The sequence below is a fragment of the Burkholderia diffusa genome, from assembly GCF_902499115.1.
Lineage (GTDB): Bacteria > Pseudomonadota > Gammaproteobacteria > Burkholderiales > Burkholderiaceae > Burkholderia > Burkholderia diffusa.
This window is the reverse complement of the sequence record NZ_CABVPN010000009.1, coordinates 43,543-60,505: the sequence shown is the minus strand read 5'-3', so window position 1 is coordinate 60,505 and position 16,963 is coordinate 43,543. Positions and strand designations below refer to the sequence as shown.

At 66.1% G+C, this 16,963-nt stretch carries 14 protein-coding genes; 7 read left to right on the top strand and 7 right to left on the bottom strand.

All coding sequences use genetic code 11. The features are described 5' to 3' along the window. Positions 1-22: 22 nt before the first annotated feature. Positions 23-2,629: a nitrite reductase large subunit NirB gene (nirB, locus tag BTE28158_RS10910; RefSeq protein ID WP_151047303.1), complete on the bottom strand. Its 2,607-nt coding sequence runs from the start codon at positions 2,627-2,629 to the stop codon at positions 23-25. 21 nt (positions 2,630-2,650) lie between these two features. Next, complete coding sequence (locus BTE28158_RS10905) at positions 2,651-3,976, bottom strand: MFS transporter (protein ID WP_059600583.1); 1,326 nt, start codon at positions 3,974-3,976, stop codon at positions 2,651-2,653. A 678-nt stretch (positions 3,977-4,654) separates the two neighbouring features. Here BTE28158_RS10905 and cobA point away from each other — a divergent pair. The 7 genes from cobA (at position 4,655) to BTE28158_RS10870 (ending at position 10,691) form a co-directional block, all read left to right on the top strand. Next, a complete protein-coding gene (cobA, locus tag BTE28158_RS10900; RefSeq protein ID WP_124903878.1) occupies positions 4,655-5,425 on the top strand; it encodes a uroporphyrinogen-III C-methyltransferase in 771 nt (256 codons plus the stop codon). A gap of 165 nt (positions 5,426-5,590) precedes the next feature. Beyond that, positions 5,591-6,187 (top strand): ANTAR domain-containing response regulator, encoded by a 597-nt coding sequence (locus BTE28158_RS10895; RefSeq protein ID WP_059600584.1) that lies wholly within the window; start codon positions 5,591-5,593, stop codon positions 6,185-6,187. Between the two features lie 5 nt (positions 6,188-6,192). Further along, positions 6,193-7,236, top strand: coding sequence for a CmpA/NrtA family ABC transporter substrate-binding protein (locus BTE28158_RS10890; protein ID WP_151047306.1), 1,044 nt, complete (start codon positions 6,193-6,195; stop codon positions 7,234-7,236). 145 nt (positions 7,237-7,381) lie between these two features. Beyond that, a complete protein-coding gene (locus BTE28158_RS10885; protein ID WP_151047310.1) occupies positions 7,382-7,981 on the top strand; it encodes a uracil-DNA glycosylase family protein in 600 nt (199 codons plus the stop codon). Between the two features lie 31 nt (positions 7,982-8,012). Then, entirely contained in the window at positions 8,013-8,795 is a 783-nt protein-coding gene (locus BTE28158_RS10880) for a YkgJ family cysteine cluster protein (RefSeq protein ID WP_151047315.1), read from the top strand. Between the two features lie 126 nt (positions 8,796-8,921). After that, a complete protein-coding gene (locus tag BTE28158_RS10875) occupies positions 8,922-9,863 on the top strand; it encodes a helix-turn-helix transcriptional regulator (protein WP_151047318.1) in 942 nt (313 codons plus the stop codon). Between the two features lie 129 nt (positions 9,864-9,992). Next, positions 9,993-10,691, top strand: coding sequence for a fumarylacetoacetate hydrolase family protein (locus tag BTE28158_RS10870; protein ID WP_151047321.1), 699 nt, complete (start codon positions 9,993-9,995; stop codon positions 10,689-10,691). A 134-nt stretch (positions 10,692-10,825) separates the two neighbouring features. Here the strand turns inward: BTE28158_RS10870 and BTE28158_RS10865 are convergent, their stop codons facing one another. From BTE28158_RS10865 to BTE28158_RS10845, 5 genes are all read right to left on the bottom strand, one after another. Further along, positions 10,826-12,127 (bottom strand): NRAMP family divalent metal transporter, encoded by a 1,302-nt coding sequence (locus BTE28158_RS10865; protein WP_151047325.1) that lies wholly within the window; start codon positions 12,125-12,127, stop codon positions 10,826-10,828. 12 nt (positions 12,128-12,139) lie between these two features. Beyond that, entirely contained in the window at positions 12,140-12,961 is an 822-nt protein-coding gene (locus tag BTE28158_RS10860) for a universal stress protein (protein WP_124903866.1), read from the bottom strand. 481 nt (positions 12,962-13,442) lie between these two features. After that, complete coding sequence (locus BTE28158_RS10855) at positions 13,443-13,844, bottom strand: hypothetical protein (protein ID WP_059600590.1); 402 nt, start codon at positions 13,842-13,844, stop codon at positions 13,443-13,445. A 623-nt stretch (positions 13,845-14,467) separates the two neighbouring features. Beyond that, positions 14,468-15,442 carry a hypothetical protein gene (locus BTE28158_RS10850; RefSeq protein WP_151047328.1) on the bottom strand — a complete coding sequence of 325 codons (975 nt, stop codon included), beginning with the start codon at positions 15,440-15,442 and terminating at the stop codon, positions 14,468-14,470. A 165-nt stretch (positions 15,443-15,607) separates the two neighbouring features. After that, positions 15,608-16,618 (bottom strand): hypothetical protein, encoded by a 1,011-nt coding sequence (locus BTE28158_RS10845; protein ID WP_239007242.1) that lies wholly within the window; start codon positions 16,616-16,618, stop codon positions 15,608-15,610. Between the last annotated feature and the right edge of the window lie 345 nt (positions 16,619-16,963).

Genomic DNA, 16,963 nt, shown 5'->3' with positions numbered 1-16,963 from the left:
AAGACGCTGGTGTCGGTCACGGTCAAACGGTTGCAGGTTCGGTGGCGGCTTGCGTCGCGCCAACGGCCACCACGGGAATCGACACGGGCTTGCCGCCCGTCCGTTCGCCGGGCGTCGCGGGCCGGATCTGGCCGCGCGTCTCGACGAATTCGATGGTCGTGTCCGGCGCGTCGCTGTTCACGAAGTGGCGGAAGCGCTTGCGCGTGTCGGGATCGGTGACGGCCTTCTTCCATTCGCACTCGTAGGTGTCCACCACGTGCTGCATGTCGGCTTCGAGTTCGGCACCGATCCCGAGCCGGTCGTGCACGACGACGTCGATCAGGTAGTCGAGCCCGCCTTCGAGGTTGTCGCGCCACACGCTCGTGCGCTGCAGCCGGTCGGCCGTGCGCACGTAGAACATCAGGAAGCGGTCGATATAGCGGACCAGCGTGGCACGGTCGAGATCGGACGCGAGCAGTTCCGCGTGGCGCGGCTTCATCCCGCCGTTGCCGCACACGTACAGGTTCCAGCCCTTCTCGGTCGCGATGATGCCGACGTCCTTGCCCTGCGCCTCCGCACACTCGCGCGTGCAGCCGGACACGCCGAACTTGATCTTGTGCGGTGCGCGCAGCCCCTTGTAGCGGTTCTCCAGATCGATCGCGAGGCCGACCGAATCGTCGACGCCGTAGCGGCACCACGTCGACCCGACACACGACTTCACGGTGCGCAGGGCCTTGCCGTATGCGTGGCCCGATTCGAAACCGGCCGCGATCAGCTCCTCCCAGATCGACGGCAGCTGCTCGACGCGTGCGCCGAACAGGTCGACACGCTGGCCGCCGGTGATCTTCGTGTAGAGCCCGTACTTCTGTGCAACCTGGCCCACCGCGATCAGCCCTTCCGGCGTGACTTCGCCGCCCGGCATGCGCGGCACGACCGAATACGTGCCGTCGCGCTGGATGTTCGCGAGGTAGTAGTCGTTCGAATCCTGCAGCCCCGCATGCTCCTTCTTCAGCACGAATTCGTTGAAGCACGACGCGAGAATGCCCGCCACCGCCGGCTTGCACACGTCGCAGCCGAGGCCGTGGCCATGCTTCGCGAGCAGTTCGTCGAAGGTCGTGATGCGCTCGACGCGGATCAGGTGGAACAGCTCCTGGCGCGAATGCGGGAAGTGTTCGCACAGATGGTTGTTGACCGCGAGACCCTGCTTCTTCATCTCGGCCTTCATGATCTGCGTGACGAGCGGCACGCAGCCGCCGCACGACGTGCCCGCGCCCGTGCACGACTTCAGTGCGCCGAGGCTCGTCGCGCCGTCGGCCACCGCCGCGCAGATCTGCGACTTCGACACGTTGTTGCACGAGCAGATCTGCGCGCCTTCCGGCAGCGCGTCGACGCCGATCGCGGGCTTCTCCACACCGTCCGACGACGGCAGGATCAGGAATTCCGGCGACTCGGGCAGCTCGATGCGGTTGAGCATCATCTGCAGCAGCGTGCCGTATTCGGCCGCGTCGCCGACCATCACCGCGCCGTGCAGGAACTTGCCGCAGTCCGACACCACCAGCTTCTTGTAGACCTGGCGGCGCTCGTCAGCGTACTGGTAGGTGCGGCTGCCGGCCGTCGCGCCATGCGCGTCGCCGATGCTCGCGACGTCCACGCCCATCAGCTTCAGCTTGGTGCTCATGTCGGCACCGGCGAACGCGGCGTCGGCCGCATCGGCCGCATCGGTGATACCGCCGCCGAGCTGCTTCGCGACCACGCGCGCCATGTCGTAGCCCGGCGCGACGAGGCCGTACACCATCCCGTTCCAGGCCGCGCATTCGCCGATCGCGTAGATGTCCGAATCGCTCGTGCGGCACGCGTCGTCGATCGCGACACCGCCGCGCGGGCCGATGTCGAGGCCGCACGCACGCGCCAGCTCGTCGCGTGCGCGGATACCGGCCGAAAACACGATCATGTCGGTGTCGAGATGCGAGCCGTCGGCGAACGCCATCCGGTGCGTGCCTTCCTCGCCGTCGACGATCTCGAGCGTGTTCTTGCCCGTATGCACGGTCACGCCGAGCGCCTCGATCTTCGCGCGCAACATCCGGCCGCCGCCGTCGTCGACCTGCACCGCCATCAGCCGCGGCGCGAATTCGACGACGTGCGTGTCGAGCCCCATGTCGCGCAGCGCCTTCGCGCATTCGAGGCCGAGCAGCCCGCCGCCGATCACGACACCGCGCTTCGCGTGCGTGCCGCACGCCTGCATCGCTTCGAGATCCTCGATCGTCCGGTACACGAAGCAGCCCGCGCGATCGCGGCCCGGCACCGGCGGCACGAACGGACGCGAGCCCGTCGCGAGCACCAGCTTGTCGTACGCGAGCGTTTCGCCGGAGGCGAGCGTGACCGTGTGCGCGGCGCGGTCGATCGACGCGACCTGGGCGTTCAGGCGCAGGTCGAACTGCGGATGGCGCTCGAAGAAGCCGGGTTCGACGAGCGACAGATCGTCCGCCGACTTGCCCGCGAAGAATTCCGACAGATGCACGCGGTCGTACGCCGGGCGCGGTTCCTCGCCGAGCACCGTGACCTGCAGCGCGCCCGCCGCGCCGGCTTGCGCGGCGACGCATTCGAGGAGCTTGTGGCCGACCATCCCGTGGCCGATGACGATGAGTTTCATGATGACGTTTCCTTCGGTCGATCAGTTCATGGCGTTCGCGGCAGCCAGCGCGCGGTCGCGCAGCTCGGCCTCGCGTGCCTTGTGTTCTTCGCTGAAGCGCACGGCCATCGCGCACAATGCGGTCGCGGTGACGGCGAGCCCGAGCAGGCTCAGCGTGTGCTGCACGTCGCCGACGCCCTTCAGCAGGAAGGCCGCGGCCACCGCGCCGACGTTGCCGCCCGCGCCGACGATTCCCGCGACGCCGCCGAGCGCCTTGCGGTCGATGAACGGCACGAGCGCATAGGTCGCGCCGCAGGCCATGTGCGTGAAGAGGCCGAAGGTCAACATCGCGACGAGCGCCATGCCGATGCCTTGCGCATGCGAGAACCAGATCAGCCCGAGCCCTTCGCCGACGATCAGCGCGCACAGCAGCGTCGCGCGCACGTCGAGGCTGCGGCGCGCGGCGATCTTGTCCGACAGCCAGCCGCCGAGCGCGCGGGCAAACAGCGCGAGCAGCCCGAACAGGCCCACCGCGAAACCGGCATCCTTCAGCGACAACTGGAAGTGATCGACGTAGTACAGCGCGGCGATGTTGTGGATGAACACCTCGACGCCGAAGCACGCGCCGTACGTGACGAACAGCATCCACACGCGATAGTTGCCGCACGCGGCGAAGAAGCTCGCCCAGCCGCCCTTCTTGCCGCTGTCGACCGTCACGCCCTGCTTGCGCAGCGCGACGAAGTCGCCTTGCGGGCAGTCCTGCGTGAAGCGCCAGTACGCCCAGGCCATCGCGAGCATCGCGACGCCCGGCACGACGAGCGCGATGCGCCACGATGCGTCGTCGCCGAAGCCGAGCATCAGGCCGGCGGCGACCAGGAGCGGCATCATCGCCTGCGTCGCACCCGCGCCCGCGTTGCCCCAGCCGGCCGTCGTCGCGTTCGCGGTACCGACCACGTTCGGCGCGAACATCACCGACGTGTGGTACTGCGTGATCACGAAGCCCGCGCCGATCGCGCCGATGCCGAGCCGGCAGATCAGGAACGACAGGTAGTCGTGCGTGAACGACACCGCGAACACGGGGATCGCGCCGAGCAAGAGCAGCCCGGCATACACGCGGCGCGGGCCGAAGCGGTCGCACATCGGGCCGACCAGCAGCCGCACGGCGATCGTCGCGGCCACCGCGGCAATGTTGATGTTCGCCACCTGTGCAGCTGTGAGGTGGAATTCGCGCGCGATCAGCGGCATCAGCGGCGCGCATGCGAACCACGCGAAGAAGCACACGAAAAACGCCATCCACGTCATGTGGAACGCGCGCATCGGCGCGGTGCGGAAGCTGAAGAGATCGATACGGGTAGCTTTGTCGGTCATGTCATCCGCCAAACGAAAAACGGCGTCCTGCACACCCGGTCTCGTCGAGACCCGATATGTAGGACGCCGTTGCCCATGAAGCCCGTTGCCGGGCGCGTCAGTAATCGGTACTGCGGACGAATCGTCGTTGATCCGCCCGAATCGGCTTACGCAAACGCCGTGCCATGTCGGCCCGAATCGCGCTCGCGGCCCCGCCGCACAAGGCTCGCCGGCCGTCGCACGCATCGCTGCGGTGCGCCGTGCACGACGCGTCGGGATGCAACCAGGCACAGATGTGGTGCGCTGCAGCACTGTCGCCGTGCGACATCGCGGTGCGCGCTGACGGGGCGCGATGCACGCCGATACGGCATCGCGTGCGCCGCTGTCCCCCGGCCGTATGCGGGTCGGCATCCATCGTGGCGCGCCATGCAGCGCATATCGCCGTGCATATCGCCCCGCTCGCCGCCAGGCTCGCTCAGGTTGGCCCGGATATTGCTGAATCCTGTCTACACCGGCAACGGCGCCGGTGGGCAGTCCCCGCAAGTCAGGCCCGCCGTCGCAGGCGGGCGCAGCAGACCAGGACAACGACGTCCCCCGTGTTCGGCACGGCCGGATGCCGTGGTCGCTTCGACCGCCCGCCGCCGCCGCAAGCAACAACGCGTTATCGATCGCCGCACGCACGCGGCACTGGAATACGACATGACGACTGGTAAAGTCACGCTGCTGGGCGCCGGCCCCGGCGATCCCGATCTCCTTACGCTGAAGGCCGTGAAGGCGCTGGCGGCCGCCGACGTGCTGCTGCTCGACGATCTCGTCGCGCCCGGCATCGTCGAACTCGCGCCGCACGCGCGCGTGATCCGCGTCGGCAAGCGCGGCGGCTGCCGCTCCACGCCGCAGGCATTCATCGAGAAACTGATGCGCCGCCATGCGCTGCGCGGCGCGCACGTCGTGCGCGTCAAGGGCGGCGACGCGCTGCTGTTCGGCCGCGCCGGCGAAGAGCTCGCGACGCTGCGCGCCGCCGGGATTCCGGTCGACATCGTCAACGGCATCTCGTCGGGATTCGCGGCGGCCGCGAGCCTCGGCATCTCGCTCACGCACCGCGAGCACTGCCAGGGCGTCACGTTCGTTACCGCACACCGCCAGGACCACGGCGAGCCCGACTGGGCGGCACTTGCGGCAACCGGCACCACGCTCGCGATCTACATGGGCATGAGCCGCGTCGACAGCATCGCGGCGGGCCTGCTCGCCGCATTGCCCGCATCGACGCCGGCGGCGGCCGTGCAATGGGCCGGCACGCCCGACGAACGCCGCTGGACCGGCACGCTCGGCAATCTCGCGCGCGGTATCGAGGCAGCGCGGCTCGGCAGCCCGGCCGTGATCCTCGTCGGCGGCGCGATCGGGGAAGCGGCCGTGCACGATGTGCCACACGCAGGTGCCGCGATCGAAACGACCTTGTCCCGGGCCGCGTAGCATGCGTGACACCACGCGGCACCGGCCGCCCACCTATCATGAAAGCAGCGGCGCGCCTCGCACCGGCCGCCAGAGCGCCGCACGCGGTGCCGACGCGATGTCCGCACGGGGCCACTGCGCCCGATCCGCGTATCGCGCCGCGATTTTGCCGCCGCCGTTTGCCTCATGAGTACGCCTGCTCCACCCTTGCGCCTGCGCGTGCTGCTCGTCACCGACACCGACAAGCCGATCGGCGAACTCGGCGACGCGCTCGCGCGCCTCGGCTACGAGATGCTCAACGACGTCGCGACGCCCGCGCGCCTGCCCGCCGCCGTCGAGGAGCAGCGCCCCGACGTCGTGATCATCGATACCGATTCGCCGTCGCGCGACACGCTCGAGCAACTGGCCGTGATGCACGCGACCGCGCCGCGCCCCGTGCTGATGTTCAGCCACGATGCCGACCAGGCGCTGATTCACGCGGCGGTCGGCGCCGGCGTCAGCGCGTATCTCGTCGAAGGCCTGTCGGCCGAGCGCCTCGCGCCGATCCTCGAAGTCGCGCTCGCGCGCTTCTCGCACGACGATGCATTGCGCCGCCGGCTCGCCGATGTCGAGCGCGAGCTCGCCGAACGCAAGCTGATCGATCGCGCGAAGCGCCTGCTGATGGATCAGCGCAGACTGTCCGAGCACGATGCGTATGCGTTGCTGCGCAAGCGCGCGATGGATCAGGGCCAGCGCATCGTCGACATCGCGCGGCAGCTGCTCGATGCGACCCACCCGTCATGAATGCCATGAAACCTTCGCCTCCCCCCGCGCCGGAACGCGCGCATCTTCGCCTCGGGTTCGTCGCGCTCAGCGACGCCGCCCCGCTGATCGTCGCGCAGCACCTGAATCTCGGCGCACGCCACGGCCTGACGCTGGAGCTGTGCCGCCAGCCATCCTGGGCCGCCGTGCGCGACAAGCTGCTGACCGGCGAACTCGACGCCGCGCACGCGCTGTACGGGCTCGTGTGCGGGCTGCAGGTCGGCATCGGCGGCCCGCAGACCGACATGGCCGCGCTGATGGTGCTGAATCGCAACGGACAGGCGATCACGTTCGCCCGCGGCCTCGCCGACGCGTACCGCGCAAGCGGCGACGTCCGCGCGGCGCTCGCGACACTCGGCCGCAAGCCGCTGCTCGCGCAGACCTTCCCGACCGGCACGCATGCGATGTGGCTGAACCACTGGCTCGCGTCACACGGCGTCGATCCGCTGCGCGACGTGCGCAGCGTCGTGATTCCGCCGCCCGAGATGGTCGCGGCGCTCGCGAGCGGCGAGCTCGACGGCTTCTGCGCGGGTGAGCCGTGGCACGCGGTGGCCGAAGCATGCGGCGCGGGCCGGACCGTCGCCGTCACCAGCGAGGTCTGGCCCGATCATCCGGAGAAGGTGCTCGCGACCCGGCGCGATTTCGTCGCGCTGTATCCCGCCACCGCGCGCGCACTGATCCGCACGCTCGTCGATGCGTGCGCGTGGCTCGACGATGCCGCGCACCGTCGCGACGCGGCCGACTGGCTCGCGTCACCCGACGCGCTCGGCGTGCCGGCCCGGCTGATCGCGCCGCGCCTGCTCGGCGACTACGGCGCGGGGCCATTCGCGCAGCCGCCGCTGCCGATCCGTTTCCACGACGGCGGCGCCGTGAACCGGCCGGATCCGCAGGAAGGCCGCTGGTTCCTGTTGCAATACCGGCGCTGGGGCATGCTCGACGGCACGCAGGACGACGCGGCAATCGCCGCGGCGATCGCGCAGACGGCGTTGTATGATGCTGCGGTTGCCGAAGGCGATGCGGCGGGCGGGTGATCCCGGCACGGGGTGCCGGGGCCGCCGCGCAACGCCATGCCGTGCCCCGCGGAACGCCTGACGCGATGCGCCGGTCCGCGCCGGCGCGCCGCGCGGCATGGACGCACCTGCGTTCGTGCCGCCGATCCGTCCCCGTTCATAATCGATGCCGAAACGAATGCGCACGCCGCTCGACGTGCTGCTCACCGAAATCCGCGCGTGCCGCGCCTGCGAAGCCGACCTGCCGCTCGGCCCGCGCCCCGTCGTGCGCGCGCATCGCGACGCTTGCATCCTGATCGTCGGGCAGGCGCCCGGCGCCCGCGTCCATGCGAGCGGCATCCCGTGGGACGATGCGAGCGGCAAGCGGCTGCGTGACTGGCTCGGCGTCGACGCCGACACGTTCTACGACGAGACACGCTTCGCGATCGTGCCGATGGGCTTCTGCTACCCGGGCCGCGGCGCGAGCGGCGACAACCCGCCGCGCCCCGAATGCGCACCGCTGTGGATCGACCGGCTGCTCGCCGAATTGCCGTCGATCCGGCTGACGCTGCTGGTCGGCCAGTACGCGCAGCGGCATTTCCTGCGCGACACGCGCAAGGCGACGCTGACCGACACCGTGCAGGCATGGCGCGACTATGGCCGCGACGTGTTGCCGCTGCCGCATCCGTCGCCGCGCAACCAGGCGTGGTTCAAGCACCATCCGTGGTTCGACGCCGAGATCGTGCCCGAACTGCGCCGGCGCGTCGCGCCGCTGATCGCCGGCTGACGAAGCCGGTCGCATCCCACTCCCTATCCGAATGACTCAGAACGACATCGACTTTTCATGCACCGGCTGCGGCCGTTGCTGCCACGACCTGCGCATTCCGCTGACCGTCGCCGAGGCCACCGCATGGCTGCGGCGCGGTGGCCACGTGGAGCTGTTGTGCGACGCCATGCCATGGCCCGTCGAACCGGCCCCCGACGACGCGTTCGCCGCGTACAAGCGGGCACGTTCGTCGCCCGCGCTCAGCGGCTCGCTGCCGGTACGCGTCACCACCCTGCTCACCGCGTCCCATGCCGGGCCGTGCCCGAATCTGCTCGACGACCTGCGCTGCGGGATCTACGACGAACGGCCGCTGGTGTGCCGGATCTACCCGGCCGAGGTCAATCCGTTCGTACCGCTGCTGCCGGACGGCAAGCAGTGCCCGCCCGACGCATGGCAGCAGGCGCCGCTCACCCGCGGCGGCACGATCATCGATGCGCACACGCGCGAAGACATCGCGCGCGCGCGGGCCGCGAGCGAGGCCGAGACGCCGTTGCGCGCGCGACTGTGCGCGGCGCTCGGCATCGATACGGCAGCCGTCGCGAACGAAGGCTTCGCGATTCATGCGCCGCCCGCCGACAGCCTGCTGGCCGCGCTGAGCACGCTCGACGATGCGCGCGCGACGGCCGCCGGCGAGCCCGCCCCGACGGCGTGGACGCTGCTCACGAATCGTCGCGCGACCGACGACACGCTCCGATCGGTCGGCGCATCCAGCCAGCTCGCGACCGACGAGGCCGGCACGCGCTGCCGCTACCTGGGCTTTCATCCGGCCGCCTGATTGCCCTGTGGCCGGGCGGGCGCACACCGCACGGCCGGCCTGCGCGGATCGCGCCCACGGATTCCGGCCGCGCCCGGTTCGCTGTACCATCGCGGCTCAACCGCGTCACGAACAGCAGAATCCTTCATGCCCTCCACCGCCCCGCCGCGCCTGTACGGGATGCCCGAACGCAGCGACCGGCTCGATTTCTACATCCGCGACCAGGCGTCGCGCCAGGCGATCACCGAGCCGCACCGGCACGCGTATTTCCAGATCCAGTTCAATCTCGGCGGCGACACCGAACAGCGGATCGGCGGCGTCACGCGGCCGTTTCCGCGCGGCGCGCTCGCGTTCGTGCTGCCGCACCGCGAGCACCTGATTCCGCATCCGGAAGGCGCGCACTTCATCGTGATCAACTTCAGCCAGGCGTTCCTGCGCGCCGATCTCGACGTCGATCCGCTCGATCTCGAGGATGTCCCCGCGCACCGCTTTCCCGAGCTGACGCCGTTCCGCTTCCAGGAACACCTCGACTTCATCCTGACCGGCGACGCCTTCGACGAGGCGCGCCGCCTCGCGCTGTGCATGCTCGATGCCGACCGCGTGCGCACTTTCGGTTCAAGCACGTTGCTGCGCGGCTATCTGCTGCAGCTGATCGGGCTCGTTTGCACGCAATACGCGGGCGCGCTCGACAAGCTCGCGCAGCGCGGCGCCCAGCGCGCGGGCCGGCGCGACGCGCTCGCGCGCGTGATGCGCCACGTGCGCGCGAACCTGACCCGCGAGGACCTGACGCTCGCCGCCACCGCCGAGGCCGCCTTTCTGTCGCCGAACTACCTCGCACACCTGGTGCGCAAGGAAACCGGCAGCACCTTCACCGATCTCGTGACCGAGCGCCGGATCGCGCTCGCGCAATCGCTGCTCGCGCATACGAGCCGGCGCATCGCCGACATCGCGCGCTCCGTCGGCTTTCGCGACGAAGGGTATTTCGCGCGGCGCTTCCGCGCGCGGGTCGGCGTGTCGCCGAAGGCGTACCGGGACGCGAACGCCGCGCTGCCGGCTGACGACGACGCGCCGGCAGGCAGCGACGCGTAGATTTGTCCGGTTAAAACGCAGTTGCGTCGCATCCGGGCGCGCATGCGTCAGGTATCGTTCCATGCATGCCGGCCCGTGGTGCATTGCGCGGGCGACGGCATCCGTCTTTTGATCGAACGAGGCCATCCGATGTCCGCATACGTCATCGACGCTTCCGAGCGTCCTTCCGTCGAAGTCGAACAGTCGTCCGCGCGCTTTCCGGTGCGCCGCGTCTTCTGCGTCGGCCGCAACTACGCCGACCACGCACGCGAAATGGGCGCCGATCCCGACCGCGAACCGCCGTTCTTCTTCACGAAGCCGGCCGACGCGATCGTCCCGGCCGCCGGCACCGTCCCCTATCCGCCGCTGACCAGCGACCTCCATCACGAAATCGAGCTGGTCGTCGCGATCGGCAAGGACGGCCGGTCGATCGACCCGGCCGACGCGCTGTCGCACGTGTGGGGTTACGGCGTCGGCGTCGACCTCACGCGCCGCGACCTGCAGGCCGAGGCGAAGAAGCTGAGCCGGCCGTGGGACTGGGCGAAGGGCTTCGATGCGTCGGGTCCCGTGACCGCGCTGCGCGCGGCGACCGCGACCGGCCACCCGGCAAGCGGCCGGATCTGGCTCGCGGTCAACGGCGAAACGCGCCAGCAAGGCGATCTCGCGGACATGATCTGGGCCGTGCCGGACGTGATCGCGTACGTGTCGCGCTCGGTCGAGCTGAAGGCCGGCGACCTGATCTTCACAGGCACGCCGGCCGGTGTCGGCGCGCTGCAGCCGGGCGACCGCGTGACCGGTGGCGTCGACGGCGTGGCGACGTTCGAGTTCGTGATGGGGGCCAAGCCGTAAGGCATCGTGCGGGCGCACGTGACGCGCCGTCCGTCCGACGGCCGTCGCGTCGCATCGTGCCGCCCCTTGCCGATCCGGCTCGCGTGCTGGCGAAAGCCGATGGTCGCAACGTGAACCGAACGTTCACCGCATGGTCAGCCAGGGATGAACATTGCCACGGCCGCCGCCCCCATGATCGCGGTCGCAATCCAGCCAAGGACAATCAGCGGCCGACTCGCCGTGAAAGCGCCCATGACCGATTTCTTCGAGACGAGGATGATGATGACGACCAACAGCGGTACGGCGACCACTCCGTTGATCACCGCGCTCCAGAATAAGGCCTTCATCGGACTGATTGGCGAATACTGGATTCCGAGTCCGGCAAGCACGCTGACGGCGATGATCCCGTAGAACCCGCGCGCATCGCCCACCTTGCGTTCGAGCCCCTCCTTCCAGCCCATCACCTCGGACAGGGCGTACGCGCCGGAACCCGCCAGCACCGGCACACCGATCAGCCCCACGCCGAGAATACCGAGCGCGAAAAGCGTGTACGCAAAGTCGCCGGCGAGCGGCCGCAGTGCGCTAGCTGCCTGCGCCGCCGTGTTGATGTCGGTGACGCCAGCCACATGGAGGGTGACGGCGGTCGCAAGAATGATGAAGTAGGCGGCGACGTCGGAGTACAGCATGCCGCTCCACGTATCCCACCGGATACGTCGAAGTTCCGCGTCGGCGACACGCGCGTCGCTTACCAGCGGCGCACTGCCGCGGTTCGCCTGCATGTCCTCGACTTCTTCGGAGGCCTGCCAGAAAAACAGGTATGGGCTGATGGTCGTGCCAAAGACACCGACCACCACGGCGGCGGCGCTGGCATTGGGTGTGAACCTGGGCCAGACCGTGCGCAGTGCAACCTGCCCCCACGGAACATGAACCGTAAAGAGAACCGCCGCGTAAGCGAGCAGGGAGACGGTGAGCCACTTCAGGAAGAAGACGTAGCGATGGTAGGGAACGAACATCTGCAGCAGAAGCGTCCCGAACACGAAGAACGCCGTCATGAGGTGACGATCGACACCGGAGACGAGCTCCGCAACCTCGCCCATGGCAGCAACGTCGGCAGCAATGTTGAGCGTGTTGGCAACGAGCAGCAGCAACACGACGCTCCTCAGCACGCTCGGCGGGAATGCGGTCTTGATGTTGGCCGCGAGCCCTTTTCCAGTGACCCTGCCAAGGTTCGCGCACATCGATTGAACCGCCGCCATCAACGGGTACGCCAGCGGCATCGTCCAAAGCATGTTCAGCCCGAATTGGGCACCCGCCTGGGAATAGGTGGCGATCCCGCTGGGGTCATCGTCGGCGACGCCGGTGATCAGCCCCGGCCCGACCCGGGATAGCGGGTGCTCCTTCAGACGCCCCCAAAGGCCCCGAAAAACGCCCGTGCGCTGCAATCCTTTGGCGTCCATCCACTCACCTCGTCAATGGGAAACCAGCACGGGTATCTTCGCCGACAGGAGAATGGACTGAGTGACGCCACCGAGGATGAACTCCATCCACATGGGATGCGAGTAAGCGCCCATCACCAGCCAGTCGTATGGCCCGTTCTCAATGTGTTCACGCAGTGAACCATGCTCTTCCGTGGAACCGATCCGGAGTACGGCTGAATCGACAGCGACGGCATGTCGGGTCAGGTGGTCCAGGAGACTTTCCGCGTCGTCCTCGCTGCCCTCCGCCGTCGGAGAAACGAACGCGATGATCCGGACCAACCGCGACAGCCGCAGCAGCGGCAAGGCATCGTGGACGGCCCTCACGGATTCACGGCTGCCGTCCCAGGCAACGGCGGCCCTGACCAGTGATGGTGGTGCCGCGGCAGGCACAACCAGGACCGGGCGACCGCATCGGACGGCAACCGAGTGGGCGATCGGCAAGGGATGCGTTTCGGGCGAGCCTTGCCATTCGTCCTGGCCAATGATGACGAGGTCCGCGTAGCGGGCTCGGTCGCTGATGCCTTTGGCTACGTCGCCTTTCGCTTCGAACCAGCATGCATCAGCAAGGCGCGCCACGGCTTCTTCCCTGAAGGCCACCGTTGCCGCGGTGCTGTCCTGTGCCAGCTTCGCGGAGAGATATGCAGTGACTTCCGCCACGCGGGTCGGTTTGTACAGAGGCGGAACCTCCGCCGGCGGGGTCACGTGTATTCCGCTCAGTCGCGCACCGACGCTCATTGCCAAGTCGACGGCGAATTGCACCCTGCGCCGCCCCGACTCACTCCCGTCTACGTGCACCAGCACATCGCGCAGCATGTCCAGTCTCCCGATTGCTTCCCGGCCCAAGCCGAGGCGGCGGCGCGCCGCTGCGCGGGCAGACGCCAGCGTCGGTCACGGCGCATGGCAGCCTCAAAAACGAGCGATTCCGCTTCGCACATTAAACGTGGCACATCGCATGCGAGCTTTGATGCAGATCACGTTACGTCCCGCATCGAGTCAGGCACTGCGGAACAGCCGCTGTCTTGGCGAGTACCGTTGATTGCCGGGCGGTACAAATGGTTTTGCGTCACCGGAACACCAACGTTCTCGGTGCGGCCCGCGACCATCGCACTCGGGACGCGAAGCCGACGCTCGCCAATTTCGTCGGACCGGCTCGAGCTGGCCGCACGCTGACGCTGGGGCATGTCACAGACGCGAACTCCCGTTGTCCTTACGCAGTCTCCCGATCATGAAGCGTAGCCACACCGGGAAGCCTTTTGCCGTTCGGCCGGAAGGGCTCAGGAAGTCAACGGATACGCTATCCGAAAACTCGAGCCCATACCGCCCGAAGACGTCGCGCGCGGTCTTCGAAGAGATATGAGGCCGCCAGTGTCAAGAGACCTGAAATTGCCCCCGTCACGATGTGCTCGACATAGGGGATACGGTAGTGACTCGTGTGCGAGTAGGCGTCGCCTAGCGTTGTCAGCAAGCCAACGATCAGCGCGTTGCCGTATCGATGCGCGTAGAGTTTTGACGCAGGCGTGAAAGTCAAAAGTACGGCCAGGAGCCCGGTAAGCAGACCTGTATGCAATGCAATCGTCCAGTGGGCAACGCTCGTAATACTGCCCCAGCTCCCCGGCATGCAGGTCATGCACGCACTGGTCGGCTGCCAGAAACGCTGGATAAATAGCCTTGCACGGTGCTTCCATTCGATTGACATGATGCATTCCCATCAATGCCGTCGTCGCGGCCGACGCCACCGCACGTATCGCTGAAGGAGTTTCCAAACCCTTTGATGAGCTTGCCACCCTCGTCACGGATGGTTGGCGGCGCGCAGCAGAGGCCGAGCAATAACCTGGACATGGGGGAATACTACTCCACGATCAGACGGCCGCTGTTTCGACCGGGGCCGGCATTCAACGCTTGCGCTTATCGGTGTGATCCCGTCCATGACGGGCATCGAGCGATGCGCTTTCGCGCGAAGTCGGCGTCCGGCATCGACCCATTGCAGCCGTTCGGGTGCCGTTGAGCAACGTCTGCTTTGCAGCGCTTGCTGCCGGTGAGCTCGGGAGGTTGTACTCACGCTACTTCGCAGCAGACGGTCGTTCGGCCTCGGTCACATCCCTTTCTGAACGGCGGTCCGACGAGGTGCGGCCATGGTGGCGAGTACCCCTAGCCGACCAGCCTCGTGCTGAAAAATCCAACGACTCGGACCCGCCGCTGATGTTCGCTGCGCCAATTTCGCGGCTGGGGCGGACGTTCATCTTGTGACTTAAGCGGCTGGCGAAGCCGGGCCGCTGGAGCGCTCGGTAGCGCCGATAAGCAGTAGATGGCGGCACAGACCTATAGACTGCGAAGAAGTTGCTTGAGTGCAACCGACTTCATTTCGGCGCCAAGCAAATACCAGTTATGTTTTCGCTCTCTCGCTGCAGCTATGCGGCCGGCCACATCGGCGCCAATGCTTCCAACCGATGCAATTGACCCAACGACTGGAACCAAGCCAACAATGTTCAGAACGGACCCTGTTGTTTGTATAGCGCTTGTGGCGTGACGGCTGACTTCTTGTGAATCAAGTGCCTGCTTCATCAATTGAAGAAGTGCGGAGTCGAGGTCCGGCGCAGACAATGACTTGCCAATCGCTTCACGGAAGGACGAAGCATAGGCTGCAATCTCCTTGGAGCTTCTAATTGCTGCAAACGCATCGAATGACCCGGGCGCAAACTCTAAACCAGTTACCGCCAGAGTCCGTTCGCTGAGGTCAAGGATCAAGCCCTGGGGCAGTTGACCTGAAAGGTCCTCGACAAACTGCCGTATGTAGGGGCTGACCTTTCGATAAACATCTTGAAAAAATGAATCCCCAATCAGCAGTGCATTCAATCGAATTGCAAGGCGAACCTGAAGGACCAGGCGGCTTAAAAAGTGGCGCTGTAGATTGCGGTCGGACCGGAAGAAGGGATGCTGAGCAAAGGTTGAATCGAGAACACCGGTTTGGAAACAAAAACTAGCGAGGCTATCCGACTCGTCTGTCCACTCGACATCCTTGTGCGATACAGAGAGACGAAGGTCGGGATGGAAATACCCGTCACCGGCAACATAGGTTTCTCGATCTGGTAGCGCATGGTCCGCACTGGCGAGTTCAATTCGGTCGAAGAGGGCGACCAACGCACCTGCCCTACGTAGAACCTTTGCAGGTGCAACACCGTAAAGCGTCGCATAGTACGGATGAGATGAACCATGTCGAACTGTCGGTTCGCCCAATAGCCAATAGATGGCTCCTTCATAAGGGTAGGCTGGGACAACGGTTGCGGGTATGCTCATAATCGGATCTCGTGCGTTCGAGCTTTCTAGTAATCAATCTCACCTTGCGGCCAAGCTGTCCATTGCAGCATAAAGACGGACCGGCTAACGCGTGGTAGACCGCCTAACTGTATGACGCTACGTTTCTACTAAACGTCAACGGCCAACAGCGGACGTAATTGTGTATCAGGAGGCGTCCATAATCACCGCTTTCTCCTCGTCCAAGCTAAACCGCAGTAGCTCAATGTCTAGGCGTTGCAGTGCCTCATAGAGATCATTGGCGATGGGCTCCCTGTGGGGAAGCACCATCACTCTCCGGCAGTCATCGACAGTTCCGTGGACCATCAGTTGCCCAATGGCCGCATAGACATCTGGGCGTGCCGTTGTGGTTTTAACCTCGAAGACCTCTACTAACCGACGCCCTACAGCGACGCCCAAGTCGATGAGAACGTTCTTTACGAGTCGGGCCCGCTTAGGCATTGGGCTAGAAGTTCGCCACTCGTACAGTGCATCGACCACTTCACCATGACGCGAGACGTAGTCGATCTTGCTCGACCGCCGCCCCTTACGCCGCCCCCGTGCCTCAGCGTAGAAGTCTTCCAGTTCCCGCTGTTTGCGCTGGAACTCGGGGGAGTCAATATCGCCGTCCCGCACAGCCTGTTTGAAACGCGCAATGGTATCGATGTAACGGATGGCAGACCTACTTGCACCCAAGCCTTCGACCGGCATCACAAGCACGCCGTCTCGGATGCCGCCCGAAGAATCCACGACCTCAATCAGGGGTTGATTGCTCCACGCGAGAAGTGATGACTTGCTAACGCCCTTTGTACCACCGCCGACGCGACCCGAGTGCAGCAGGTAGATCGTCCCCGTGTCATTGTCACGGGCGAAGAAACCGGCGACTTGATCATTACGGCTTTCATATGCCGTATTGATCTCGACGGAGATTTGAAGGCCCCCGTCCTCCTCGAAGAGGCCAAACCAATTCAGGCGCCGAGGGTTTGGCGCGTCCGCGTCATTGTGGTCGGTGGACCAAAACCAGTAGCGCCCATCGTTGAACACCTTGGCATCGAAGGTCGTCCCACCTGGATAGCCAATGTTTTTGACAGCCCGTCGAGGAAAGTCACGCTGGAACGTGGTTTCCAGCTTGCGCTGTGCCTTGGCAACTTCCGACTTCGCCTCCAGCAGTGAAAACATTCCCTCTCCTCTTGTTGATATGGCCATCCAAGTTGCGCCACACTACGCAGGTAAGAAAGCGTGTGCCCAAGCTAAAAATAACGGCATGAGATCGGGGAAGCTTGACACAGCCGGGCGAAAATATTTCGCTGCGATCGCGTTGAGGGCCGGTCCACGTTCATTAGCGGTCGTTCCCAGATGGACCGGGGAAGACGCTTTCTGGCCGACCGCGGTCGGCCACCGCCCTGCGACGCGCGACCGACGCAGATCGACCCGAAGCGGACTGTTGCGCTTCTCCAAAGCGGTGGTTCTGCTGTCAACGAAATCAACGTCCTCTGTCCAATCTGTCTCGAGCAGTGTCAATGC

Bases quoted from the DNA above. Each gene is read 5' to 3' on its own strand.
- nirB (WP_151047303.1), bottom strand. From the start codon at position 2,629: ATGAAACTCATCGTCATCGGCCACGGGATGGTCGGCCACAAGCTCCTC.
- BTE28158_RS10905 (WP_059600583.1), bottom strand. From the start codon at position 3,976: ATGACCGACAAAGCTACCCGTATCGATCTCTTCAGCTTCCGCACCGCG.
- cobA (WP_124903878.1), top strand. From the start codon at position 4,655: ATGACGACTGGTAAAGTCACGCTGCTGGGCGCCGGCCCCGGCGATCCC.
- BTE28158_RS10895 (WP_059600584.1), top strand. From the start codon at position 5,591: ATGAGTACGCCTGCTCCACCCTTGCGCCTGCGCGTGCTGCTCGTCACC.
- BTE28158_RS10890 (WP_151047306.1), top strand. From the start codon at position 6,193: ATGAAACCTTCGCCTCCCCCCGCGCCGGAACGCGCGCATCTTCGCCTC.
- BTE28158_RS10885 (WP_151047310.1), top strand. From the start codon at position 7,382: ATGCCGAAACGAATGCGCACGCCGCTCGACGTGCTGCTCACCGAAATC.
- BTE28158_RS10880 (WP_151047315.1), top strand. From the start codon at position 8,013: ATGACTCAGAACGACATCGACTTTTCATGCACCGGCTGCGGCCGTTGC.
- BTE28158_RS10875 (WP_151047318.1), top strand. From the start codon at position 8,922: ATGCCCTCCACCGCCCCGCCGCGCCTGTACGGGATGCCCGAACGCAGC.
- BTE28158_RS10870 (WP_151047321.1), top strand. From the start codon at position 9,993: ATGTCCGCATACGTCATCGACGCTTCCGAGCGTCCTTCCGTCGAAGTC.
- BTE28158_RS10865 (WP_151047325.1), bottom strand. From the start codon at position 12,127: ATGGACGCCAAAGGATTGCAGCGCACGGGCGTTTTTCGGGGCCTTTGG.
- BTE28158_RS10860 (WP_124903866.1), bottom strand. From the start codon at position 12,961: ATGCTGCGCGATGTGCTGGTGCACGTAGACGGGAGTGAGTCGGGGCGG.
- BTE28158_RS10855 (WP_059600590.1), bottom strand. From the start codon at position 13,844: ATGTCAATCGAATGGAAGCACCGTGCAAGGCTATTTATCCAGCGTTTC.
- BTE28158_RS10850 (WP_151047328.1), bottom strand. From the start codon at position 15,442: ATGAGCATACCCGCAACCGTTGTCCCAGCCTACCCTTATGAAGGAGCC.
- BTE28158_RS10845 (WP_239007242.1), bottom strand. From the start codon at position 16,618: ATGTTTTCACTGCTGGAGGCGAAGTCGGAAGTTGCCAAGGCACAGCGC.